This is a genomic window from Pseudomonas sp. LS2P72, from assembly GCF_054897865.1.
In genome coordinates this window covers 5,972,879-5,997,619 of sequence record NZ_CM142708.1, presented here as the reverse complement: position 1 = coordinate 5,997,619, position 24,741 = coordinate 5,972,879, and the positions used below count along the sequence as shown (strand labels likewise).

The window sequence follows — 24,741 nt, the reverse complement described above, 5'->3', positions numbered from 1 at the left end:
CGAAAGGCAATTGGCAAATAGCTGTCTTTTTAAGGATCAATGGAATGATGAGTCGGCTGACTCACCTGCTGCGGCTGGACGGCTATTTCTGCACTATGGCCTGGGTGCTGGCGGCGCTGCTTTTCATCAATCGCTTGAGCAGCATGGTCAAGCTGTTCATGGCGCTGTACCTGCATCAGGAACTGGGGCTGGCCATTGAAACAGTCGGCTGGCTGCTGTCCGCTTATGGCGCCGGACTGCTGATCGGCTCGATGCTGGGCGGATGGCTGAGCGATCATGTGCCCACGGCGCGGCTGACGGCTGCGCTGTTTTTTGCCTCGGTGTGGACGCTGGTCTTGCTTGGGCTGACCACACAGGTGCCGCTGCTGGCAGGTTTGCTTTTGCTCAGCGGGACACTCGACGGAGCTATTCGTACGCTGCATCAGCGGCTGATCATGGAGTACTGCGAGGTGGCGCAGCGTCCTCGCGCGCAGGCCTTGAGCCGTGTCGCCAGAAACCTCGGAATGGCTGCCGCTGGCTTGGCGGGCGGGGTGCTGGCGCAGACCGATTTTCGCTGGGTGTTCTTTGTCAGCGCGGCCATGACGCTGCTGGCATTGCTTTGGTTTGTCCGCACGACATGGCATCGACCGGTGCTGATTCCTGACGAAACGCCCGATGCCGGCACAGGCACAGGCGTCCCCTATCGAGATCGACCGTTCCTCTGGTTGCTGGCAGCGGTGATCCTGCTCGGCATGGCGTTCGACTTGATCTACAGCATGCTCGGCAATTACCTGCGGGATTACTACCGGTTGAGCACTGAAGCCATCGGTTGGCAGTTCGGGCTCAATGCGATGCTGATTGTGGTATTGCAAATACCGCTGTCGCACTGGGGTGAACGCTGGGGCGCACGTCGGCAACTGGTGGCGGGATGTGTGTTGCTGGCGGTCGGACTCGGCATGTTGCCGCTCGGTTCCGGGGTGTTTTACGCCTGCCTTTCGACGGTGGTCTGGACGCTGGGGGAAGCCCTGTTCATGCCACCCCTGAACGTGCTGGTCATGCAGCATGCGCAAGCTGGAAAAAGCGGCCAGTACTTTGGCCTTTTTTTCATGTGCTGGAGTGCGAGTGCGCTGCTTTCACCTGTGCTTGGCGGGCAGCTTTACGGTCATTTCGGTGGACACAGTGTCTGGCTCGCAAGCGCGGCTCTGGCGGTGTTGTCCATACCGCTGTTTTATCAAGCAACGCGTTTGTCGGAGCGGCAACGGGTTCTCTCCTCGGCGCACGGCGAGCCCGCTTCACTTAGCTGATCGGGTTATAGCCATTATGCAAAACCAATCTCCCTCTCGGCGGCATTCTGTCCATTCGTTAGCGTCCTATCTGGAGAACCGGGTGAATCGGAACTAGATTTCCCTCAGCGCCAGACACGCACCCCATGCACCACTCAAGAAAGGATGGAATCGGCTATGAGCATTTTTCAACGCATTGTGCTGTTGCTTAAGGTTTTGGTGATGCTGTCCGTTGGTATGTCGGCGGCGCGGGCCGAGTGCGAGGATCACGGAGAGCAGGCTTCGAGTGGGCCGGTGGCGCACAGTGGCATGATGATCGCCAAATCGGAATCCGAACCTGGAGACAAAGGGCAGGGTGGTAGCGAGGGCGATGACGATTCGACCACCGAAGAGCCCGGCAGCGACGATGATGAAGGCGACAGCCAGACGTAAATGACGGACAAAAAAAACCCTCCTGCCGGACTGATGCGCAGCCGGGGCAGAAGAGGTTATTGACCAGCTCAGATATCCCTGTGGGAGCGAGCCTGCTCGCGAAGGCGTTTTATCAGTCACCACCAATGTCGACTGAAAGACTGCTTTCGCGAGCAGGCTCGCTCCCACATTTTGTTACGCCGCGCCGTCGAGGAATTGCTCGGCGTAATGGCAAGCCACCTGGCGGCTGTCGAGCAGGCGCAGGGCCGGCTCTTCAGTGCTGCAGCGCTCGGTCGCGTACGGGCAGCGCTTGTGGAACGCGCAGCCGGACGGCGGGTTCAGCGGGTTGGGCAATTCGCCGACGATCTTGATTTTCGGCTTGTTCGGATCCGGGTGAATGGTCGGGGTGGCCGACAGCAACGCCTGGGTGTACGGGTGCAGAGGACGCTCATAGATGTCGTTTTTCGGACCCATTTCCACCGGGCGACCGAGGTACATCACCATCACGTCATCGGCGACGTGTTGCACCACCGCCAGGTTGTGGGAGATGAACACGTAAGCGGTGTTGAACTCTTGCTGCAAGTCCATGAACAGGTTCAGCACCTGCGCCTGAATCGACACGTCCAGCGCCGAGGTCGGTTCATCCGCGACCAGCACTTTAGGCTGCAACATCATCGCGCGGGCCAGGGCGATCCGCTGGCGCTGACCGCCGGAGAACATGTGCGGATAACGCTGGTAGTGCTCGGGACGCAAGCCCACCTGCTTCATCATCGCCTGCACTTTCTCGCGACGTTCGGCGGCGGAAAGGTTGGTGTTGATCAGCAGCGGCTCGCCGAGCTGGTCACCGACTTTTTGCCGTGGGTTCAACGACGCGTAAGGGCTCTGGAACACCATCTGCACGTCTTTACGCAGTTGCTTGCGCTGAGCCTTGTCGGCACCGGTGACTTCCTGCCCGGCGATTTTCAAGGAGCCGGAGGATGGCTCTTCGATCAGCGTCAGGGCACGGGCCAGGGTGGATTTGCCGCAGCCCGATTCGCCGACGACAGCGAGGGTCTTGCCGGCTTCCAGTTCGAACGACACACCGTTCAGGGCACGCACGGTCGCATGGCCCTTGAACAGGCCGCGGGACACTTCGTAGTGACGGGTCAGGTCGCGGGCGGTAAGTACGACGGCCATTACGCCACCTCCTGATTCAGCGGGTAGAAGCAGCGGGCGAGGCTGTTGCTTTTCGGGTCAAGGGTTGGACGTTGCTGACGGCAGGTATCCTGCACGTACGGGCAACGCGGCGACAGCAGGCAACCCTGCGGGCGGTCATAACGACCGGGAACGATGCCCGGCAGCGTGGCCAGGCGGGTGGCGCCCAGGCTGTGTTCCGGAATCGCCTTGAGCAACGCTTCGCTGTACGGGTGCGCCGGAATGTCGAACAGCTGAGGCACCTGACCCACTTCGACCGCTTGGCCGGCGTACATCACGCACACGCGCTGAGCGGTTTCGGCCACGACCGCGAGGTCGTGGGTGATCAGCACCAGGCCCATGTTCTGCTCTTTCTGCAGGGCCAACAGCAGGTCCATGATCTGCGCCTGAATTGTTACGTCCAGTGCCGTGGTCGGTTCGTCGGCGATCAGCAGTTTCGGTTCGCCGGCAATCGCCATGGCGATCGCAACACGCTGGCTCATGCCACCGGACAGTTGATGCGGGTAAGCATTCATACGGCTGGCGGCGCCCGGGATTTCAACTTTTTCCAGCAGTTCGATGGCGCGTGCGCGCGCTTGCTTGCCGGACATTTTCAGGTGCAGGCGCAGCACTTCTTCGATCTGGAAACCGACGGTGTAACTCGGGTTCAGTGCGGTCATCGGGTCCTGGAAGACCATGGCCAGGTCTTTGCCGACAATCTGCCGACGCTGACGGTTGCTCAGCTTGAGCATGTTCTTGCCGTCGAAATTCAGGGCGTCGGCGGTGACGATCCCCGGGTGTTCGATCAGGCCCATCAGCGCCATCATGGTCACGGACTTGCCGGAACCCGATTCGCCAACGATGGCCAACACTTCGCCCTTGTCCACGGTAATGTCGAGACCGTCGACCACCGGAACGGCGTTCTTGTCGCCGAAGCGAACGTTGAGATTCTTGATTTCTAACAGTGACATTTGAATCTCCTCAGGCGGCGTTCTTGAGTTTCGGGTCCAGCGCATCGCGCAGGCCGTCGCCCATCAAGTTGATTGCCAGCACGCTGAGCAAAATGGTCAAACCAGGCAGACTTACCACCCACCAGGCGCGTTCGATGTAGTCGCGAGCCGAAGCCAGCATGGTGCCCCACTCAGGAGTTGGCGGTTGTACGCCAAGGCCGAGGAAGCCCAGTGCCGCGGCATCGAGGATCGCCGAGGAGAAACTCAAGGTGGCCTGAACGATCAGCGGCGCCATGCAGTTGGGCAGCACGGTGACGAACATCAGGCGTGGCAGATTGGCACCGGCCAGGCGCGCGGCGGTCACGTAGTCGCGGTTCAGTTCGCCCATCACCGCGGCGCGGGTCAGACGAACATAGGACGGCAACGAAACCACGGCGATGGCAATAATGGTGTTGATCAGGCCAGGGCCGAGGATGGCGACAATCGCCACCGCCAGCAGCAGGGACGGCAGGGCCAGCATGATGTCCATCAGACGCATGATGGTCGGGCCGAGCAAGCGCGGGAAGAACCCGGCGAACAGACCCAAAAGGATGCCCGGAATCAGCGACATCACCACCGACGACAAACCGATCAGCAGGGACAGGCGCGAACCGTGGATCAGCCGCGACAGCAGGTCGCGACCCAGTTCATCGGTGCCGAGCAGGAACTGGATTTGCCCACCTTCCAGCCAGGACGGCGGGGTCAGCAGGAAGTCGCGGTACTGCTCGCTCGGGTTATGCGGTGCTACCCAAGGGGCGAACAGGGCACAGAAAATCACCAGCAGCATGAACATCAGGCCGGCGACGGCGCCTTTGTTCTTGGAGAACGCTTGCCAGAATTCTTTGTACGGAGACGGATACAGCAGGCTTTGATCGACTGCTACCGCTGGAATTGAAGTGGACATGGTCATGATGATCTCAGCGCTGATGGCGAATGCGTGGGTTGGCAAAGCCGTAGAGGATGTCCACTACGAAGTTGACCAGAATCACCAGGCAGGCGATTAACAGGATGCCGTTCTGCACCACGGGATAGTCCCGTGCGCCAATGGCTTCGATCAGCCATTTGCCGATGCCGGGCCAGGAGAAGATGGTTTCGGTCAGGACCGCACCGGCCAGCAATGTGCCGACTTGCAGGCCGACCACGGTCAGTACCGGAATCAGCGCGTTACGCAGACCGTGCACGAATACCACGCGCGACGGCGACAGGCCTTTGGCGCGAGCGGTACGGATGTAGTCTTCACGCAGCACTTCGAGCATCGAAGAGCGGGTCATCCGCGCGATCACCGCTAGCGGAATGGTGCCGAGCACAATGGCCGGCAGGATCAGGTGATGCAGGGCATCGAAGAACGCCCCGACGTCATCGGCCAGCAGCGTGTCGATCAGCATGAAACCGGTGCGCGGCTCGATGTCGTAGAGCAGGTCGATCCGCCCGGATACCGGTGTCCAGCCCAGGCTCACCGAGAAGAACATGATCAGGATCAGGCCCCACCAGAAGATCGGCATCGAGTATCCCGCCAGGGAGATGCCCATCACCCCATGGTCGAACAGGGATCCTCGCTTGAGTGCCGCGATCACCCCGGCCAGCAGGCCCAGGATGCCGGCGAACAACAGGGCGGCCATGGACAGTTCCAGGGTCGCGGGGAATAGAGAAGTGAATTCGCTCCAGACACTTTCACGGGTACGCAGGGATTCACCAAGGTCGCCGTGGGCCAGTTTGCCAACGTAATCCAGGTATTGGGCATACAGAGGTTTGTTCAGCCCCAGGCGTTCCATTGCCTGAGCATGCATTTCGGGGTCGACTCGACGTTCGCCCATCATTACTTCCACGGGGTCGCCTGGAATCATGCGAATCAACGCGAAAGTCAGCAAGGTGATGCCGAAGAACGTGGGGATCAATAACCCCAATCGGCGGGCAATAAAACTAAACATCTTGTGGTGTACCTCATCAGCCGGTTAGGCGTGCCCGGCATTCCTGGGTCAGGAATGCCGGTAGTTTCTTATCTACTTCACCTGGGTGGTGGCGAAGTTATTAGTGGTGAGCGGGCTAATCTGATAGCCCTCTACGTTGTTACGCATTGCGGTGAACATACGGGTGTGCGCCATGCTGATCCATGGCTGGTCCTGGTTAAAAATAACCAGAGCCTGTTCGTACAGCGCTGCACGTTCGGCCGGGTCGGTTTTTTCGCGGGCCTGGTCGATCAGGGCCTGGAACTTTTCATTGCACCAGCGTGCGTAGTTTTCGCCGTTTTTGGCGGCCTCGCAACTGAGCATAGGCGTCAGGAAGTTATCCGGGTCGCCGTTATCGCCCGCCCATCCGGCAGACACCATGTCGTGCTCACCGTTTTTTGCACGCTTGAGCATTTCGCCCCATTCCATGACGCGAATATCGATATGGATCCCGACCTTGGCCAGGTCAGCCTGCATCATCTGCGCGCCGAGCATCGGGTTCGGGTTGGTTGGACCGCCGCCGTTACGGGTGAACAGGGTAAACGTAGTGCCTTCCGGTACGCCGGCTTCCTTGAGCAAGGCGCGAGCCTTGTCCAGGTCACGCGGCGGATTTTTCAGGTCGTGGTTGTAGCCCAGCAGGGTGTCCGGGTATGGATTGACCGCTACGGTCGCATTGCCTTTGCCAAACAGCGCGTTGACGTATGCGGCCTTGTCGAAGGCGATATCGATGGCTTTACGTACGCGCACGTCGCTCATGTACTTGTGCGAGGTGTTCATGGCGATGTACGAGACCGTCATCGCGTTCATTTCGTCGACACTCAGTTTGGCGTCTTTCTTGATGCTCGGGATGTCGTCCGGTTTCGGATACAGCGCAATCTGGCACTCGTTGGCTTTCAGTTTTTGCAGGCGCACATTGTTGTCGGTGGCGATGGCCAGGATCAGCGAATCAGCCGGTGGCTTGCCACGGAAGTAATCCGGGTTGGCCTTGAAGCGGACTTGAGCGTCCTTGTTGTAACGCTGGAAAACGAATGGGCCGGTGCCGACAGGCTTGTTGTTCAGGTCGCCGGTCTTGTTGGCCTTGAGCAGCTGGTCGGCATACTCGGCGGAGTAGATCGAGGAGAAGGCCATGGCGATGTCGGCCAGGAACGGCGCTTCGCGGCGGGTCAGGGTGAAGGTGACGGTGTTGTCGTCGATCTTCTCGACACTTTTGAGCAGTTCCTTGAAGCCCATGCTTTCAAAGTACGGGAAGCCCACGATTGACAGTTTGTGCCACGGGTGATTCGGGTCCAGCTGACGCTGGAAGCTCCAGACCACGTCGTCGGCGTTCATGTCGCGGGTCGGCTTGAAGTATTCGGTGGTGTGGAACTTGACGCCTTTGCGCAGGTGGAACGTGTAGGTCAGACCGTCTTCGCTGATGTCCCAGGAGTCGGCCAGTGCCGGAATCACTTCAGTGGTGCCGGGCTTGAAGTCCGCCAGACGATTGAAGATGGTTTCGGCCACCGCATCGGCTGTGACTGCAGTCGTGTACTGGACCATATCGAAGCCTTCCGGACTGGCTTCGGTGCAGACCACCAGGGGTTTGGCCGAGACGCCAACAGCGACACTCAGCAACGCGGCAGCGATGGCCGCACGTAGGGGAAGCATTTTCATCAAAGAACCCTCTGCAATCGGTTAGAAGGACAAAAGCCGAACGGCCGATTCGTCACTGAATCAGCCGTTAGGCAGGTGCATTACAGAATGTTGAACGGGATGGTGGTCACGAGACGGAACTCGTTGAGGCTGCCATCCGCCTGGTTTTCACTGGCGCGGTGAGCGGTGTAGGTCGCGCGAACAGTGGTGGCCTTGAGCGGGCCGCTCTGCACGGCGTACGAAGTACCGATACCGTATTCATAGTGGTTCTCGCCGTCCATCGACTGCACGCCGTCGTAACCGCCGCCGGCATAGTGAGTACCGTCGATGCCCCAACCGCGAGCCTGGTAAATGTTGAACTTCAGGCCTGGAACGCCGTATTCAGCCATGTTCAGGCCGTAGGCGATCTGGAAGGATTTCTCGTTCGGGCCGTTGAAGTCCGACAGCAAGGAGTTGGCCAGGTAGATGCCGTTGGTTTCGTGCAGGTAGTCGAAGTACTCGTTACCGTTCACTTCCTGATACGAGAAGGTCAGGCTGTGGGCCTGGTGAGTCAGGCCGAAGGACAGGGAGTAGGTGTCGTTGTCGATTTCGCCCAACAGCTTTTTGCCTTCGTCGACGGTCTTGTAGTAGTTCAGGCCGGTGGTCAGGCTCAGTACCGAGCTGTCGCCCAACACGTGGCTGGCGCCGAAGTAGTACTGGTTCCACAGGTCTTCAGCCTGGGTGCCCCAGAGGCTGGTGGTCAGGCTGGCGAACGGCGTGTAGGTGATACCGGCGGTGTTGACGTGATCGGCTTCAGCGGTACCGTCGCCGTATTCGGAACGGAACTTGCGCTGGCTCTGTTCGGTACGCGGCGAGTTACGGTCGAAGGTGCCGAGGTCGAAGGACAGGTTTTCCAGCTCTTCGCTGTGCAGGCTCACACCTTCGAAGCTCGAAGGCAGGGGACGGTTACCGATGACATCCACTTGCGGACTGCTGAAATTCTGGCGACCGGCAGTCAATGTGGTGTTGGAGACGCGAGCCTTGACGTTGGCCAGGCCCAGTTTGCTCCACTGATCAACGGCGTCACCGCCATTTTCAGTCAAAGTACGGTTGTTACCACGGCCGCCCCGACCTGGCTCAGGAGCACCACCGTTACCGGACGCGAGGTCTTTGCGATCACGGTCCAGAGCAATTGCGTTGTAGGCAGCCACTTCGGTGCTGAAACCTACAGTGCCCTCGGTGAAGCCCGAGTTGTACTTGATGATAGTGCCTTGCACCCAGTTGATACGACGGTCAGTCGTACGAGTCTCACCATTTTTACGATAGTTGAGCGTCGCGCCCCGCTTGAACGACTCATTTGCATACCAGTTACGCGTGGAACCGGTGATCGATTGGCCTTCGACAAAGCCGGTGGCTTCGCTTTGGGCGCTCTTTTCTTTCACGGTAACCGGGGTGTACGCCTGGCTTTGGGTTTCTGCGTACGCCGAGGCGGTTACGCTGCTGATGGCCAGGGCCAATATCGCGGTGCTGCTCAGTTTCATGGGGTGAAGCTCCTTTTTTTTCTTTTTTTTAATGCCGGTCTTTTTTGGTGATCCGGCTATTTGGTTTCGAACACATACAAGGCATCGCAAACGTTTGCTGTGGGCCGGATTGACGAATTACGGCAATACGCTTGCGTGAGGGCGGAATCCGCCCCCAGCGTTTTTGGCTAATCGGTTATTTTTCTATGCTGACGCCCGAGAACACGTTACGACCGAAAGGACTCACCTTGAATCCTTCGATTTTGGCGCTCAACGGCTGGTTAACCGTCGAGTGGGCAACTGGCGTAATCGGCACCTGCTGTTTGAGGTACTGCTGCGCCTGTTTGTAGAGCACGGTGCGCTGGTCTCGGTCGGTAACGACCTTGGCCTGCTTGATCAGCTTGTCGTAAGCCGGATCACACCACATGGAGTAGTTGTTGCCGCCAATGGCGTCGCAGCTGTAAAGCGTGCCGAGCCAGTTGTCCGGGTCCCCGTTGTCACCGGTCCAGCCGATCAGGCTGACGTCGTGCTCGCCATTCTTGGTACGCTTGATGTACTCGCCCCATTCGTAGCTGACGATCTTCACGTTGAGGCCGATTTTTGCCCAGTCGGCCTGGAGCATTTCGGCCATCAACTTGGCGTTCGGGTTGTAAGGGCGCTGGACCGGCATGGCCCAGAGAGTAATTTCAGTGCCTTCCTTCACGCCGGCAGCCTTGAGCAATTCCTTGGCTTTTTCCGGGTTGTAGGCGGCGTCTTTGATGGTCTCGTCGTAGGACCATTGGGTCGGTGGCATGGCGTTGACCGCCAGTTGACCGGCACCTTGATAGACGGCGTTGAGAATGCCTTGCTTGTTCACCGCCATGTCCAGCGCCTGGCGCACTTCGAGCTGGTCGAAAGGCTTGTGGCGCACGTTGTAGGCGATGTAACCGAGGTTGAAACCGGGCTTCTCGATAAGCTTGAGCGTTGGGTCGTTCTTCAGCGCAGTCACGTCGGCAGGGCGTGGGTGCAGGGTGATCTGGCACTCGTTGGCCTTGAGCTTCTGCACCCGCACCGAAGCATCGGTGTTGATGGCGAAAATCAGGTTTTCAAGCTTGACCCGGCTCGGGTCCCAGTACTGCTGGTTGCCGGTGTAGCGGATGTTGGAATCTTTCTGGTAGCTCTTGAACACGAACGGCCCGGTGCCGATCGGCTTCTGGTTGATGTCGCTCGGCTTGCCGTCGGCCAGCAATTTGTCGGCGTATTCGGCGGACAGGATGGCGGCGAAGCTCATGGCGATGTTCTGGATGAACGCGGCGTCCACGCTGTTGAGCGTCATGACCACGGTCAGCGGCCCGGTCTTCTCGACCTTTGCGATGTTCTTGTTCAGGCTCATCCCGTTGAAATACGGGAACTCGGTCGGATAAGCCTTACGGAAAGGTTGCTGCGGATCGAGCATGCGATTGAACGTGAACAGCACGTCATCGGCGTTGAAATCACGGGTCGGCGTGAAGTATTTGGTGGTGTGAAATTTCACCCCTTCGCGCAGGTGAAAAGTGTACTTGAGGCCGTCCTCGGAAATATCCCAGCGAGTGGCCAGGCCAGGTACGACGTTGGTGGCGCCTTTTTCGAACTCTGCCAGCCGGTTGTACAACGGCTCGGCGGCGTCATTGTCAGTTGCGGTCGTGTACTGCGCGGTGTCGAAGCCAGCAGGGCTGCCTTCGGAGCAGAACACCAGGCTGTTATTGGCGGCCTGGCTGATGGAAGTGGCGGCCAGCAGGCCGGTGCCCAGCAATGCGGATAAAACCAAGGTATGGCGCATGACGCTCCCTTTTCTCTTTCTCTAAGTGTTTTTCAATGACCGCCGCCTCGTCCGGGGACATGGAGGCATCATTGATCTCAAGCCATGACTGGCAGCAAAAACCGAGAGCCCACGCATAAACTGGTCAGATCCCGACGGTATGAGCCGTGGGTCTGGCAGTAAATACGTAGAGTCCTAAAGACTCGTAGGAAAAGGCAACGCGTCCGGCACCGCTGCTGTAATACTCAGCGGAATTGGATGTAGGTTGTTTCCTACTTTCTCGGCAGATAAAGCAACGGCGACGTTAAAAACGTCGCCGCTGCAAAACCTTATTTGCTGACGCTGACGCCGTAGAAGGAGTTCAAGCCAAACGGGCTGATCTTGAAGTCCTGCACGTTGTCGCGCATGGGTTGGAACACCGTCGAGTGAGCGATAGGTGTCATTGGAACGGCATCTTTGAGGACGTGTTGCGCCTGCTTGTACAGTTCGGTGCGCTTGGACTGATCGGTCGTGCGCTTGGCTTCTTTGACGATGCCGTCGAACTTCTTGTCGCACCACTTGGAGAAGTTGTTGCCCTCCAGGGAGTCGCAGCCGAACAGCACGTTCAGCCAGTTGTCCGGGTCACCGTTGTCGCCGCTCCAGCCAATCAGCATCGCGCCGTTTTCGCCGCCTTTGGAGCGCTTGATGTACTCGCCCCACTCGTAGGTCACGATCTTGGCCTTGATACCGACCTTGGCCCAGTCGGACTGCAGCATTTCAGCCATCAGCTTGGCGTTCGGGTTGTACGGACGCTGCACCGGCATCGCCCACAGGTTGATCTCGGTGCCTTCCTTGATGCCGGCTTCCTTGAGCAGCTCTTTGGCTTTCTCAGGGTTGTACGGCGCATCCTTGATGGTGGTGTCGTAAGACCACTGGGTTGGCGGCATGGCGTTGACGGCCAGTTGACCTGCACCCTGGTAAACCGAGTCGATGATCTGCTGTTTGTTGACGGCCATGTCCAGTGCCTGACGCACTTTCAGTTGGGCCATAGGGTTCGGCTGATCGCTGCCCTTGATCTTGTCCATCACGTTGTAGGCGATGTAACCCAGGTTGAAACCAGCCTGGTCAGGCACTTTCAGAGTCTTGTCTTCCTGAAGAGCCTTCAGGTCGGCCGGACGTGGGAACAGAGTGATCTGGCACTCGTTCTTCTTCAGCTTCTGAATACGTACCGACGGGTCGGTGGTGATGGCGAAGATCAGGTTGTCGATCTTGACGTCGTCAGGCTTCCAGTAGTCCTTGTTCCCGGTGTAGCGGATGTTGGAGTCTTTCTGGTAGCTCTTGAACACGAACGGGCCAGTGCCGACCGGCTTCTGGTTGATGTCGGCGGGTTTGCCTTCCTTGAGCAGCTGGGCAGCGTACTCGGCAGACTGGACCGAGGCGAAGCTCATGGCCATGTTCTGGATGAACGCGGCGTCGACTTCTTTCAGGGTGAACTTGACAGTTTTGTCGTCGACTTTATCGATCTTGGTGATGTTGGTGTCCATCCCCATGTCGGTGAAGTACGGGAATTCGGTTGGGTACGCCTTACGGAACGGATCATCCTTGTTAACCATGCGATTAAAGGTGAACAGCACGTCGTCGGCGTTGAACTCGCGAGTCGGCTTGAAGTACGGGGTGGTGTGGAACTTGACGCCTTCACGCAGGTGGAAGGTGTAAGTCAGGCCATCATCGGAGATGTCCCATTTTGTCGCCAGACCAGGAACGACGGCGGTGCCGCCGCGCTCGAACTGAGTCAGACGGTTGAACATGGTTTCTGCAGAGGCGTCGAAGTCGGTTCCGGTGGTGTACTGACCAGGATCAAAACCGGCCGGGCTCCCTTCGGAGCAAAACACCAGGTTAGTCGCCGCTTGGGCGAAAGGTGCGGCAGCTAATAAGCTGGCGCCGACTAAAAACGGAATGACCGCGTGTTTAAGCATGGTGGCCTCATGATTTGTTGTCATTTTTGGAATTAGAGGACGACCTCGTGAGTCGTGCCTGCGGATACTTATGCAGGGGCCATACCCATTGCAAGATCCGGAGCGGCCACAAGCCTTAAACAGTGGCACGAACGTACCTTAATGTCGCATTTGTATAAATTCATGCGCATTTGACCGTTTGCGCAGGTTTTTTTCAGTGCATATGGCGCACCTGCGCGGGGCGATCTGGACGTTTTGCGCACCCGATTGGAGCGCGGTGTTACTTATTTATACCCATCAATGAGGGGTGTGAACGGGGAGGGCGGGCGTGAGTGAGATTGAGTTTTGGTTTGGTAGGTAGGTGTTTGTTGTTTAAGGGGTTGTTGTGTCTGTGGGGGCAGATTGTTCCGTTACTGTTTGTCAGTGGACATCTGTGGGTGATGCTTGGCTTCAGGATTTGGTGGGGGCTGCAGGGGCGTGTTGGTAGTACCTGAGGTGCAACCTTTGCTGCGTCCGGTAGCGCTTTTGACTTTTTTCCAGGTGTTGAGCGTTTGATAAGGCAATAGAAACGGCGATCACTCGGTGATCGCCGGAGGGTGTCCTAGATTTTGTGTAAACGGGATTTTTATTAAACCGTTAACAGCCGATCTTCGAACTGGATACTGAAGCGATTCAAGGCCGCTTTCCAGTCCCGGATCGGCATCGTCCACTTCTTGCTGATGTTGTTCAGCGCCAGATAAAACAGTTTCATCACCGCGTCATCGGTCGGAAATGAGGCGCGCGTTTTGATCACTTTGCGCAGGCTCATGTTGATCGATTCGATGGCATTGGTGGTGTAAATCACCTTGCGAATTTCGGCTGGATAGTCAAAAAACGGGATCACCCGAGCCCAGTTTCGCCGCCATGACAGGCTGATCGACTGGTACTCGGCATCCCATTTGGCTTCAAATTCGCAGAGTCGTTGTTCGGCCAATTCGGCGGTTGCCGAGGTGTAAATCAGTTTGAGATCAGCCGCCACCTCTCGCTGCTTTTTCCACGACACGAAGTTCAAGCTGTTGCGCACCATGTGCACGATGCACAGCTGAACGACGGCTTTTGGGTAGACGGCTTCAATGGCTTCAGGGAAACCTTTGAGACCGTCCACGCAGGCGATGAAGATGTCCTGCACGCCCCGATTCTTGAGTTCGGTCACCACTTGCAGCCAGAACTTCGCGCCTTCGGTTTGAGCGATCCACAGACCCAGCACTTCCTTGTGACCGGCCATATTGACGCCGATAGCCAGGTAAACCGCCTTGTTGCGCACGGCGCCAGCGTCACGCACTTTGACGTGAATGCAGTCCAGATAGAGGATCGGGTACAGCGCGTCCAGTGGTCTGGCTTGCCACAGCTTGACCTCGTCACTCACCGCGTCGGTAATCGCCGAGATCAGGCTGGGAGAGACCTCTGTGCCGTACATTTCCTGTAAGTGAGCCTGGATTTCTCTGACACTCAAACCGCGAGCGTAGAGAGAGATGACTTTGTCATCGAAGCCCGTCCAGCGGGTTTGATGCTTGGCCACCAACTGCGGCTCGAAGGACGCCTGCCGGTCGCGAGGGATGTCGAGCGGCAGTTCGCCGAAGTCGCCCTTCAGGGTTTTACCGCTGTGACCGTTGCGCGCATTGGCGGCGGTGTTGGTGATCGCTGCGCTTTTGTCGTGCCCCAAGTGTTCGGTCATCTCGGTTTCAAGGGCCCGCTCCACCAGCATCTTGGTGAGCTGTTTGAGCAGGCCGTTTTCGCCGATCAGATCTTCGGGCTTTTTGTAGTTGGCCAGCAGACTGTCGGCCAGTTTAACCAGTTCAGGATCAGGCTTGACTCGTTTGGCGCGCTTGGGTTTTGGCTCGGTCATTGGATTTCCTTGGGGTAGGCAGTCTCCTGCCAAATGACCGTTTACACAAAACTAATTACACCCTCGATCGCCGTTTTTGTGTACGGGTTATCGAATCAAGGCATCAACACTTCAATCGAACCATCCGCCGTCATGCTGACCTGGCTGGTCCCTGCCTCAACCTCAGGCGTCACCGGTGCCGAGTCCATGCTCGCCGCTTTCATCATCATCGGCCCACGCATGTACGGTTGTGGATAGCCGTTGCTATTCAAGTTCAGGTTAACGATTTTGTAACCCTTGCCGCCCAATGCATCGGTCGCTAGTTGCGCGCGGGCCTTGAAGGCGCTGACGGCTTCTTTAAGCAGCGCATCTTCGCTGGCCTTGCGGGTTGGGGTGGCGATGGCGAAGTCCATGCCGCCCATTTTCAGGTCGGTGAGCAGTTCGCCGGTCAGTTTCGACAGCGCCGCGAAGTCGGAGCTTTCCAGGCGCAATTCGGCGCGTTCACGCCAGCCGGTGATTTTCTGGCCCTTGGTGTCGTAGATCGGGTAGCTGTTGCGGCTGCCCTGGCGCAGGGTGACTTCCTTGACCTGTTTGGCCTGGGCCAGCGCTTTGTTCATGGTGGTGCTGATGTCGGCGGCGAGTTTGGCCGGGTCGGTGTTTTGTTCTTCGGTGTAGAGAGTCACGATCATCAGGTCGCGGGCGACTTCCTGACTGACTTCGGCACGCAGGGCGATCTGGTTGTAATGAAGTTCGTCGGCGGCCAGGGCCGGGAGGCTGGCGACGGTGCCAACGCTAAGGGCAAGAAGGGCGGCGCTGCGGCTGAAACTGTGCATGAAAACTCCTTGGACGGTGCGCAGGGGTTAAGGTCCGAGCCTGCGTGAAACCATCAGACTCTAGCTTTTATGATCCGGTTCGCACAGTTACAACTTCTATACAGATCGATCGCAGGTGGCTGCTTCCCAGCCAATCGCGGGCAAGCCTTGCTCCTACAGGTGACGGGTGTGCAGAAGATGTGTGCACGACGCAAACCTGTAGGAGCAAGGCTTGCCCGCGATGGCGATCTGGCAGGCGCCGAGTAACGTCCCCGCCTGTGGCCGTTTGCCGCACTTTTGCCTGCCAGCCCCCGTGCTTGGTTATACTCCGTGCGATCCGCCTGGAGCGCTCATCAGGAGAGCTCATGCTCGCCCCCGTTCAAATCACTTCCGCAACTCGCCAGAATCTCTGGCGGCTGACGTTCATCCGCACATTGGTGTTGGCCGCTCAGGCCGGTTCCGTGGGCCTGGCCTACTGGCTCGACTTACTGCCGCTGCCCTGGTTCCAACTGGCAGCGACCCTCGGTTGCTCGATGTTGCTGTGCGCGTTCACGGCCATTCGCTTGCGCACCTCTTGGCCGGTTACTGAACTCGAATACGCCGTGCAACTGGCCTGCGACCTGTTTATCCACAGTGCCTTGCTGTACTTCTCCGGCGGTTCGACCAACCCCTTCGTCTCTTATTACCTGGTGCCGCTGACCATCGCCGCCGTGACGTTGCCGTGGCGTTATTCGGTGATTCTGTCCGGTATCGCGTTGACGATGTACACCCTGCTGCTGGCCCGCTTCTATCCGCTGCAAACCTTCCCGATCGCTCGGGAAAACCTGCAGGTTTACGGGATGTGGCTGAGTTTCGCCCTGGCCGCGGCGGTCATCACCTTCTTCGCCGCACGCATGGCCGAGGAGCTGCGCCGTCAGGAAGAACTGCGCGCCATCCGTCGTGAAGAGGGCCTGCGCGATCAGCAACTGCTGGCCGTCGCCACTCAGGCCGCCGGTGCGGCCCACGAACTGGGCACGCCGCTGGCGACCATGAGTGTGTTGCTCAAGGAAATGCGTCAGGATCACCACGACCCGATGTTGCAGGACGACCTGAGCGTGCTGCAGGATCAGGTCAAACTCTGCAAGGAAACCTTGCAGCAACTGGTGCGCGCCGCCGAGGCCAATCGTCGATTGGCCGTGGAAATGCAGGACGTCACCGATTGGCTCGACGAAGCCCTGAACCGCTGGCACCTGATGCGCCCGGAAGCCAGTTACCGCTTCCAGCGCTTGGGCCAAGGCACCGTGCCGCGCATGGCGCCGCCACCGGACCTGACCCAGGCGCTGCTGAATTTGCTCAACAACGCCGCCGACGCTTGCCCCGAAGGGTTGCAAGTGACGCTGGACTGGAATGCCGAGGACTTGACCATCAGCATCCGCGACCACGGCGCCGGTGTGCCGCTGGCCATCGCCGAGCAGATCGGCAAACCGTTTTTTACCACCAAGGGCAAAGGTTTCGGCCTGGGCCTGTTTTTGAGCAAGGCCAGCGTGACACGCGCCGGCGGCTCAGTGAAACTCTACAGTCATGAGGAAGGCGGCACGCTCACCGAGCTGCGCCTGCCCCGTGTCGCCCGAGGAGACGAACATGAGTGACGAGATCCAAGTCGAAGGCGAAGGCGAAGAACTGCCGCATTTGCTGCTGGTCGACGACGACGCAACGTTTACCCGGGTGATGGCCCGTGCCATGGCCCGCCGCGGCTTTCGCGTCAGCACCGCCGGTTCCGCCGAAGAAGGCCTGACCATCGCTCAGGCCGATCTGCCGGACTATGCCGCGCTGGACCTGAAAATGGACGGCGATTCCGGCCTGGTGCTGTTGCCCAAGCTGCTTGAGCTGGACCCGGAAATGCGCGTGGTGATCCTCACCGGTTACTCGAGCATCGCCACCGCCGTCGAGGCGATCAAGCGCGGCGCCTGCAATTACCTGTGCAAACCGGCGGACGCCGATGACGTGTTGGCCGCGCTGCTCTCCGAGCACGCCGACCTCGACACGCTGGTACCGGAAAACCCGATGTCGGTGGATCGCCTGCAGTGGGAACACATTCAACGGGTGCTGACTGAGCACGAAGGCAATATTTCCGCTACCGCCCGCGCCCTGGGCATGCACCGTCGTACGTTGCAGCGCAAATTGCAGAAGCGTCCGGTTCGACGTTGACTATAGTTTTTTGAGGGAGTGGCGAATAAACCACACTAATGGAGTGTCGTTTATTCGCCCCTTTATGCCTCTACGGCAAGATCCGGACGATCAATGGATCAGAGGGGTGTTCTACGCCTTCGGATTTCGTGTAGAACTTGATTTCGACTTCTCGATGGATGTGCGGGCGCATTTCGTTGACAGGCAAGTCGGCCGTTAATGCATTCGTTGATTTGTAGCCACTGTCCCACTTCTTGTCAGTCCCTAGAAAAACGGCTTGAAATTTGTATTCAGCACCGGGTGGAAATACACCCCCGTTGCTAATTCTGATCTCTGTGGTTTCACCTAATCCACTGAGGAAGAACGCTCCATTGTTTATGTCTGACGCCGTTGGAATCGCTTTTTGAGTATTGGTTGTATTGTCCATCGGAATAGCTCCTTTGTATGCGTTTTAACCAGATTGCCTGGCGCACGTCATGGCGACGGGTTGCGATGAGTAGGCGCGAGATATCGCTGCCTATCTACTGTCATATCTGACAGTGGCGACCGGCGGCAACCGATTGGGGATTGCTTGTCAAGAGGGCCTCAACGCTGAACCGCCCCTGAACAATTGTTGTCACACAGCGTTACAACACAAGCCGATCATCTATGATCGGTTCGTGTCTGTTCTTTTCTATATCGAGCCTTATCCATGAATCAGAACGCTGAATATTCCGCGGTCAATGATGCTGTACGCGGGCAGTTTTTCCGCCGGGTGTGGGACATGATCACGCCGTACTGGCGCAGCGAAGAGAAGGGCAAGGCCTGGACGTTGCTGATCGCCGTGATCGCGCTGTCGTTGTTCAGCGTGGCGATTTCGGTGTGGGTCAACAGTTGGTACAAGGATTTTTACAACGCCCTGCAAAAGAAGGACGAGGCAGCGTTCTGGCAGTTGATCCTGTATTTCTGCGGCATTGCGGCGGTGGCCATTCTCGGCGCGGTGTACCGGCTCTACCTGACGCAGATGCTGACGATTCGCTGGCGGGCCTGGCTGACCGAGAAACACTTCACCCGCTGGCTCGACAACAAGAATTACTACCAGCTGGAGCAGGGCGGTTACACCGATAACCCGGACCAGCGGATTTCCGAAGACCTTAATAAATTCACCACCAACACGTTGGGCCTGGGGCTCGGGTTGATTCGCAACATCGTCAGCCTCGTATCGTTCTCGATCATCCTGTGGGGCGTGTCCGGCAGTATCGAAGTATTTGGTTTCACGATTCCCGGTTACATGTTCTGGTGCGCGCTGGTTTACGCCGCCGTCGCCAGTTGGCTGACGCATTTGATTGGCCGCCGCCTGATCGGCCTCAACAACAACCAGCAACGTTTCGAAGCCGACCTGCGTTTCTCCATGGTTCGGATTCGCGAGAATGCCGAAAGCATTGCGCTGTACAACGGCGAGCCTAATGAGAACCGCCGCTTGAGCAGCCGTTTCGGGATGGTCTGGCACAACTACTGGGACATCATGAAAGTGTCCAAGCGCCTGACCTTCTTTACTTCCGGTTATGAGCAGATCGCCGTTATCTTCCCGTTCATGGTCGCCGCGCCGCGTTACTTCACTGGCAAGATCGAGCTGGGTGAGCTGATGCAAATCAACTCGGCGTTCGCTAACGTCCAGGACAACTTCAGTTGGTTCATCACGGCGTACCAGGACCTTGCCGAATGGCGCGCCACCTGTGATCGTCTGCTGAGTTTCCGCCAGGCCATGACCGACAACGAAGAGCGTGCGCCGGCGATTGATGTACAGAATTCGGGGGCGGCGTTGAAGGTGCATAACCTTGGCCTCGATCTGGCCGACGGTCGCCACTTGCTGAGCAACGCCGACATGACCGTGGAGGAGGGTGAACGCGTCATGCTCAGCGGTCGCTCCGGCAGCGGTAAATCCACGCTGTTTCGAGCGATGGGGCACCTTTGGCCGGCTGGCCACGGCAGTATTCGTCTGCCGACGGGGCGTTATCTGTTCCTGCCGCAAAAACCGTATCTGCCGATTGGCAGCCTGCGTGAAGCGCTGAGTTATCCACAGTCTGGCGATACGTATCCGCATGAACGCTACGTTCATGTGCTGGAAGCCTGCCGTTTGCCGCATCTCGTTGCCCGTCTGGACGAAGCCAATCACTGGCAGCGCATGTTGTCGCCGGGTGAGCAGCAACGTCTGGCCTTCGCTCGTGCGCTGCTTTACGCACCGCAATGGCTGTACATGGACGAAGCGACTTCGGCGATGGACGAGGAGGACGAAGCGTCGCTGTATCAGACCTTGATCGATGAGATTCCGGGATTGAGCATTGTCAGCGTCGGGCATCGCAGCAGCCTGAAGCGGTTCCATCCACGGCATGTACGAATCGAGAATGGGCATCTGGTGGATCAAACCGTGACCGCATAAACACCGCAAACCCTGTAGGAGCATAGCTTGCTCGCGATAGCCTTTACGCGGCTCATCTGAAGAACTGCGTCATCGTTCATCGCGGGCAAGCCATGCTCCTACAGGGGTTAGGTGATCGTACAACCGCGTTGAGCTATGATGCGGTTTCAGCCGCAACTTCCGAGAAAGCGTTCACCATGGAAAACCCGATCGACGCACCACGCCTCCCTCGCAAGCGCCGCAGCCTCGCTCAGGAACTGGTGACGGTGCTGTCCGAGCAGATCCGCGACGGTCACCTCAAACGTGGCGACAAGTTGCCCACCGAGTCGGCGATCATGGATGCCCATGGCGTCAGCCGCACCGTGGTGCGCGAAGCGATTTCCCGTTTGCAGGCGGCGGGGCAGGTTGAAACCCGCCACGGCATCGGCACCTTCGTGCTCGACACCCCGAGCCCGAGCGGTTTCCGTATCGACCCGGCGACCGTGGTCACGCTGCGTGACGTGCTGGCGATTCTGGAACTGCGCATCAGCCTCGAAGTGGAATCTGCCGGCCTTGCCGCGCAACGCCGCAGCCCCGAGCAGCTGGCGTTGATGCGCGCGGCGCTGGACGCGTTGAATGAAAGTGTTTCCCATGCCAGCGATGCCGTGGCGTCCGACTTCCAGTTCCACCTGCAAATCGCCCTGGCGACAGGCAACCGCTATTTCACAGACATCATGACCCACCTGGGCACCAGCATCATTCCGCGTACACGCCTCAACTCCGCGCGCTTGGCCCACGACGATCAGCAGCACTACATGAATCGTCTGAGCCGAGAGCACGAAGAGATTTACGACGCGATTGCTCGCCAGGATTCGGATGCGGCGCGGGCGGCGATGCGGTTGCATCTGACGAATAGCCGCGAGCGGCTGCGCCATGCCCATGAAGAGGCGGAGGCGCAGCGGGGTTAAGGCTTAGGTTTATAAAGCTCGGTTTCAAGTGTGACGCGTTCGATCGGTTGATCGATTTCGAAAGGGATGGTCAACGTTCTTTTGGTGACGATGTACTGCTCATCGAGACCTTCGAATTGCAGTACGTCCGTCGCATAAATAATGCCGTCGAACATGAAGTTCTGACGTTTGCCGATGGGATGCTTCAACGTATAGGTAATGTTCACGCTCTACTCCTGCTTACCTAATGAGGTCGCTCAAACCAGGAGCAACCCCTCAGTTAACGATACTGTAAGAACTGCCATTTACGACGAACGGTCTGAAGCAAAAGAACACCCATTCAATCGCACATTTGATAAGCGAATGATCCAGTTTTAGACAAACTCCTGGCACCGGGTCAGTCGATGCTGTTGCACCTGACCAATACCGGGAGCCGGCTGCGCCATGCGCATGAAGAGGCTGAGGCGCAGCGCTGATTGCTGTTTAGCGTTCCAGGCGAACTTTTAGCCCCGGGGATTGGACCGGGGTACTGGATGCGCTAGTCACTGTGTAATGCAGATCGGCAGTGGCACCTGCGACCAGACCTTTTTCAAAGATCTCTTTCTTAATCAAGAAAGTGATAGGTGTTCCAACATCCACAGCTGTCAGCACGTGGCGTCCCTGCCAGGTATTTCCCGTAGAGGTGCGTACCTTAAGTTCGACTGCATCTCCTTGAGTTGCATTCGGATATTGGGGAACCACACCAGGTGTGGGGTCTGGCAGGTTGTGAACGTAAAGAACGTCGCCAACGGCGTCTGGAAGCATCGGTACAGGCAAGGTTTTCATTTGTGCAGTCATGATCAAAATCCTTTTAACAATCAATCAAACCGTTTGACAGGCGCGAACTGGAACGCTTCGCTGGCGGGGCCGGTCTGTTAGCCCCGGAACCATTTAGGCCGTAGCGACAGTTGTTCGGCTACTGTCAGAAATTACAGTGCCGACGAATGGTAGGTGAGATGGACTGAGTAATTTGTTGGCTGATAGATCGCCATCGCGGGCCAGTGAGGGTGTCCTAGATTTTGTGTAAACGGGATTTTTATTAAACCGTTAACAGCCGATCTTCGAACTGGATACTGAAGCGATTCAAGGCCGCTTTCCAGTCCCGGATCGGCATCGTCCACTTCTTGCTGATGTTGTTCAGCGCCAGATAAAACAGTTTCATCACCGCGTCATCGGTCGGAAATGAGGCGCGCGTTTTGATCACTTTGCGCAGGCTCATGTTGATCGATTCGATGGCATTGGTGGTGTAAATCACCTTGCGAATTTCGGCTGGATAGTCAAAAAACGGGATCACCCGAGCCCAGTTTCGCCGCCATGACAGGCTGATCGACTGGTACTCGGCATCCCATTTGGCTTCAAATTCGCAGAGTCGTTGTTCGGCCAATTCGGCGGTTGCCGAGGTGTAAATCAGTTTGAGATCAGCCGCCACCTCTCGCTGCTTTTTCCACGACACGAAGTTCAAGCTGTTGCGCACCATGTGCACGATGCACAGCTGAACGACGGCTTTTGGGTAGACGGCTTCAATGGCTTCAGGGAAACCTTTGAGACCGTCCACGCAGGCGATGAAGATGTCCTGCACGCCCCGATTCTTGAGTTCGGTCACCACTTGCAGCCAGAACTTCGCGCCTTCGGTTTGAGCGATCCACAGACCCAGCACTTCCTTGTGACCGGCCATATTGACGCCGATAGCCAGGTAAACCGCCTTGTTGCGCACGGCGCCAGCGTCACGCACTTTGACGTGAATGCAGTCCAGATAGAGGATCGGGTACAGCGCGTCCAGTGGTCTGGCTTGCCACAGCTTGACCTCGTCACTCACCGCGTCGGTAATCGCCGAGATCAGGCTGGGAGAGACCTCTGTGCCGTACATTTCCTGTAAGTGAGCCTGGATTTCTCTGACACTCAAACCGCGAGCGTAGAGAGAGATGACTTTGTCATCGAAGCCCGTCCAGCGGGTTTGATGCTTGGCCACCAACTGCGGCTCGAAGGACGCCTGCCGGTCGCGAGGGATGTCGAGCGGCAGTTCGCCGAAGTCGCCCTTCAGGGTTTTACCGCTGTGACCGTTGCGCGCATTGGCGGCGGTGTTGGTGATCGCTGCGCTTTTGTCGTGCCCCAAGTGTTCGGTCATCTCGGTTTCAAGGGCCCGCTCCACCAGCATCTTGGTGAGCTGTTTGAGCAGGCCGTTTTCGCCGATCAGATCTTCGGGCTTTTTGTAGTTGGCCAGCAGACTGTCGGCCAGTTTAACCAGTTCAGGATCAGGCTTGACTCGTTTGGCGCGCTTGGGTTTTGGCTCGGTCATTGGATTTCCTTGGGGTAGGCAGTCTCCTGCCAAATGACCGTTTACACAAAACTAATTACACCCTCGGGCCAGTAGCCTTCAATCAATCTTTCAGACGCTCTCCAAAATCCCCCGATCCACTCGCACCGCCAGTTTTACTGCCTTGGGCTTGGCATCGAACGCCACTTCCCCAAACTCATCCACCACCGCTTTGGCAACCGGATTGCCATCAGCCAACAACTCCAACGGCGCCCCCTTCAGCGATTGCCCCGAGGCCAATTCCAGTTTCAATTTGATAGTCATCATCGATCTCCTTATCAGGCAACGTTGCCAGTGGGTTTGTAATCCTTGAGCAGCAAATAAGTGCTCCAGCCCCACCAGTCATCCACGGTGGCGGTGTCGTTCAGGTTGTTGACGTCCTTGCGCCGCAGCACCTTGTTGCCCTCGACCTTGAACAACGGCGAGAAATTCCCCGTCGGGTTGAGCACTGCTTGAAGATCAGGCAGTTTTTTCAACGCAGCAAAGCTGCCGGCCGACGGGGCGATTCCACTGAGATAAGCCGCGAACACCTCATCCGCAGACACCTGAACCGCCTGATTGACCTGGGTGCGATTGGCGCTGTCGATGGCGTCGAAGTAGCGCTTGTCCCCATACGCGCGCCATTGATCGCCGTTGCCATTGCGCACGTTGAGGCCGAACTTGCTGTCTTCGTCGTGCATGAAGCGCGTGATCAACGAACCCAGATCGCTGGGTGTAACCACCGCTGCCAATTGCTTGCGCGGCACTCGCAGATGGCCGGCGGAAAACAGGTCGGTCAGGTAGTGATCGGCAAAAGCGTTCATCGCATAGGCCAGCTCCAACTGCTTTTCATCGCCACTGGCGTGGGCGAGCACCGCGTGTTGCACCGCCACGGTGTGCCCGGCGATATAGGCCAACAGCGCCCATTCGGCGAAGTGATCGGCATTGTTGGCGGCCAGTTTCAGGTAGCGGCCAAAGGGGAACAGCGCCGAGACGACACTGCCGCCGCCGGTGATTTTGTTCCACTCTTCCGACAACGTATCACCGAGGGCGTCGTAAGCCTCGTGAGGTTGTTTACCGTCCTTGATCGCCTGCTTGATCGCGGCGATTTCCTTTTGCATCACGGCAAGGATCAGCTTGGCTTCGGCATTAGAGGCCGGCAGCACGGCCAGCGAGTTGAAGGCATTGGTAAACCGCTGGATTCGGTCTGCGGTTGTTGCGCCTTCGCTGATCGGTTGATCGGGAATTCCATAGAAATCACCCCCCAGCGCAATGACCTGGCCATAGGTCAGCGCCAGCCCATTGGGCAAATGCAGCTCAACCTGAGAAGCCGGGATCGCGGGTGCATCCTTGACGAAACGCAGCAGGGTACTGTCGCCGATGGCGGTGTGTTCGCCACCCTCGAACCTCAGCTGTGGCTTGCCTTTCAGGGCTTTACCGGAGGCTGTGGGTAGCGACGCCGGAATGGCTGATGCAGCGTTGTGATGATCAGCAATCTGCAAGACCACGTGTGGGTTATCCCCGATCAGAGGAATGCCATGCTCGGTAAAAAGATCATCCAGCTCGGCAATGACCTGTTTCGGTTTTTCCTTCGGTTGTGCGTGTAGACCTGACATTTCTATC

22 protein-coding genes are annotated in these 24,741 nt (G+C 57.8%); 6 read left to right on the top strand and 16 right to left on the bottom strand.

Annotation, left to right across the window (positions count from 1 at the left end; translation table 11 throughout):
- Positions 1–44: 44 nt before the first annotated feature.
- Complete coding sequence (locus ACYZUA_RS27575) at positions 45–1,283, top strand: MFS transporter (protein ID WP_461961375.1); 1,239 nt, start codon at positions 45–47, stop codon at positions 1,281–1,283.
- 156 nt (positions 1,284–1,439) lie between these two features.
- The gene (locus ACYZUA_RS27570; protein ID WP_461961374.1) at positions 1,440–1,694 is read left to right on the top strand and encodes a hypothetical protein; all 255 of its coding nucleotides are present in this window, start codon (positions 1,440–1,442) and stop codon (positions 1,692–1,694) included.
- Between the two features lie 174 nt (positions 1,695–1,868).
- On the opposite strand, the gene ACYZUA_RS27565 is transcribed toward ACYZUA_RS27570, so the two are convergent.
- From ACYZUA_RS27565 to ACYZUA_RS27520, 10 genes are all read right to left on the bottom strand, one after another.
- Entirely contained in the window at positions 1,869–2,849 is a 981-nt protein-coding gene (locus ACYZUA_RS27565; protein WP_046045819.1) for a peptide ABC transporter ATP-binding protein, read from the bottom strand.
- The gene (locus tag ACYZUA_RS27560; RefSeq protein ID WP_223429887.1) at positions 2,849–3,817 is read right to left on the bottom strand and encodes an ABC transporter ATP-binding protein; all 969 of its coding nucleotides are present in this window, start codon (positions 3,815–3,817) and stop codon (positions 2,849–2,851) included. Before ACYZUA_RS27560 ends, ACYZUA_RS27565 begins: the two co-directional genes overlap by 1 nt.
- 10 nt (positions 3,818–3,827) lie before the next feature.
- On the bottom strand, positions 3,828–4,739 hold the full coding sequence (locus tag ACYZUA_RS27555) for an ABC transporter permease subunit (RefSeq protein ID WP_461964138.1): 912 nt from the start codon (positions 4,737–4,739) through the stop codon (positions 3,828–3,830).
- 13 nt (positions 4,740–4,752) lie between these two features.
- Positions 4,753–5,763 (bottom strand): ABC transporter permease subunit, encoded by a 1,011-nt coding sequence (locus tag ACYZUA_RS27550; protein ID WP_027924494.1) that lies wholly within the window; start codon positions 5,761–5,763, stop codon positions 4,753–4,755.
- A 72-nt stretch (positions 5,764–5,835) separates the two neighbouring features.
- Positions 5,836–7,431 (bottom strand): ABC transporter substrate-binding protein, encoded by a 1,596-nt coding sequence (locus ACYZUA_RS27545; protein ID WP_461961373.1) that lies wholly within the window; start codon positions 7,429–7,431, stop codon positions 5,836–5,838.
- Between the two features lie 80 nt (positions 7,432–7,511).
- Positions 7,512–8,930, bottom strand: coding sequence for an OprD family porin (locus tag ACYZUA_RS27540; protein WP_461961372.1), 1,419 nt, complete (start codon positions 8,928–8,930; stop codon positions 7,512–7,514).
- Between the two features lie 175 nt (positions 8,931–9,105).
- Positions 9,106–10,707: an ABC transporter substrate-binding protein gene (locus ACYZUA_RS27535; RefSeq protein WP_461961371.1), complete on the bottom strand. Its 1,602-nt coding sequence runs from the start codon at positions 10,705–10,707 to the stop codon at positions 9,106–9,108.
- Positions 10,708–11,015: 308 nt separating this feature from the next.
- On the bottom strand, positions 11,016–12,641 hold the full coding sequence (locus ACYZUA_RS27530; RefSeq protein WP_461961370.1) for an ABC transporter substrate-binding protein: 1,626 nt from the start codon (positions 12,639–12,641) through the stop codon (positions 11,016–11,018).
- A 607-nt stretch (positions 12,642–13,248) separates the two neighbouring features.
- Positions 13,249–14,505, bottom strand: a complete 1,257-nt coding sequence (locus tag ACYZUA_RS27525) for an IS256 family transposase (protein WP_240890573.1) — start codon at positions 14,503–14,505, stop codon at positions 13,249–13,251.
- A 95-nt stretch (positions 14,506–14,600) separates the two neighbouring features.
- The gene (locus tag ACYZUA_RS27520) at positions 14,601–15,317 is read right to left on the bottom strand and encodes an SIMPL domain-containing protein (RefSeq protein WP_461961369.1); all 717 of its coding nucleotides are present in this window, start codon (positions 15,315–15,317) and stop codon (positions 14,601–14,603) included.
- Positions 15,318–15,661: 344 nt separating this feature from the next.
- On the opposite strand from ACYZUA_RS27520, the gene ACYZUA_RS27515 reads away from it, so the two are divergent.
- A complete protein-coding gene (locus tag ACYZUA_RS27515) occupies positions 15,662–16,924 on the top strand; it encodes an ATP-binding protein (protein WP_095129467.1) in 1,263 nt (420 codons plus the stop codon).
- Positions 16,917–17,483: a response regulator transcription factor gene (locus ACYZUA_RS27510; protein WP_008148925.1), complete on the top strand. Its 567-nt coding sequence runs from the start codon at positions 16,917–16,919 to the stop codon at positions 17,481–17,483. The genes ACYZUA_RS27515 and ACYZUA_RS27510 overlap by 8 nt, the downstream gene beginning before the upstream one ends.
- A gap of 70 nt (positions 17,484–17,553) precedes the next feature.
- On the opposite strand, the gene ACYZUA_RS27505 is transcribed toward ACYZUA_RS27510, so the two are convergent.
- A complete protein-coding gene (locus ACYZUA_RS27505; protein WP_461961368.1) occupies positions 17,554–17,889 on the bottom strand; it encodes a hypothetical protein in 336 nt (111 codons plus the stop codon).
- 264 nt (positions 17,890–18,153) lie between these two features.
- On the opposite strand from ACYZUA_RS27505, the gene ACYZUA_RS27500 reads away from it, so the two are divergent.
- On the top strand, positions 18,154–19,881 hold the full coding sequence (locus ACYZUA_RS27500) for an ABC transporter ATP-binding protein/permease (RefSeq protein ID WP_461961367.1): 1,728 nt from the start codon (positions 18,154–18,156) through the stop codon (positions 19,879–19,881).
- A 176-nt stretch (positions 19,882–20,057) separates the two neighbouring features.
- On the top strand, positions 20,058–20,807 hold the full coding sequence (locus tag ACYZUA_RS27495; RefSeq protein WP_046045828.1) for a FadR/GntR family transcriptional regulator: 750 nt from the start codon (positions 20,058–20,060) through the stop codon (positions 20,805–20,807).
- Here the strand turns inward: ACYZUA_RS27495 and ACYZUA_RS27490 are convergent.
- The 5 genes from ACYZUA_RS27490 to ACYZUA_RS27470 form a co-directional block, all read right to left on the bottom strand.
- Positions 20,804–21,013 (bottom strand): hypothetical protein, encoded by a 210-nt coding sequence (locus ACYZUA_RS27490; protein WP_347803553.1) that lies wholly within the window; start codon positions 21,011–21,013, stop codon positions 20,804–20,806. The two genes, ACYZUA_RS27495 and ACYZUA_RS27490, sit on opposite strands and share 4 nt — an antisense overlap.
- Before the next feature lie 256 nt (positions 21,014–21,269).
- Positions 21,270–21,623 carry a hypothetical protein gene (locus tag ACYZUA_RS27485; protein ID WP_461961366.1) on the bottom strand — a complete coding sequence of 118 codons (354 nt, stop codon included), beginning with the start codon at positions 21,621–21,623 and terminating at the stop codon, positions 21,270–21,272.
- A 241-nt stretch (positions 21,624–21,864) separates the two neighbouring features.
- The gene (locus ACYZUA_RS27480) at positions 21,865–23,121 is read right to left on the bottom strand and encodes an IS256 family transposase (protein ID WP_240890573.1); all 1,257 of its coding nucleotides are present in this window, start codon (positions 23,119–23,121) and stop codon (positions 21,865–21,867) included.
- 90 nt (positions 23,122–23,211) lie between these two features.
- The gene (locus tag ACYZUA_RS27475) at positions 23,212–23,403 is read right to left on the bottom strand and encodes a hypothetical protein (protein WP_461961365.1); all 192 of its coding nucleotides are present in this window, start codon (positions 23,401–23,403) and stop codon (positions 23,212–23,214) included.
- A 14-nt stretch (positions 23,404–23,417) separates the two neighbouring features.
- A complete protein-coding gene (locus tag ACYZUA_RS27470) occupies positions 23,418–24,734 on the bottom strand; it encodes a phospholipase (protein ID WP_461961364.1) in 1,317 nt (438 codons plus the stop codon).
- Positions 24,735–24,741: the final 7 nt, after the last annotated feature.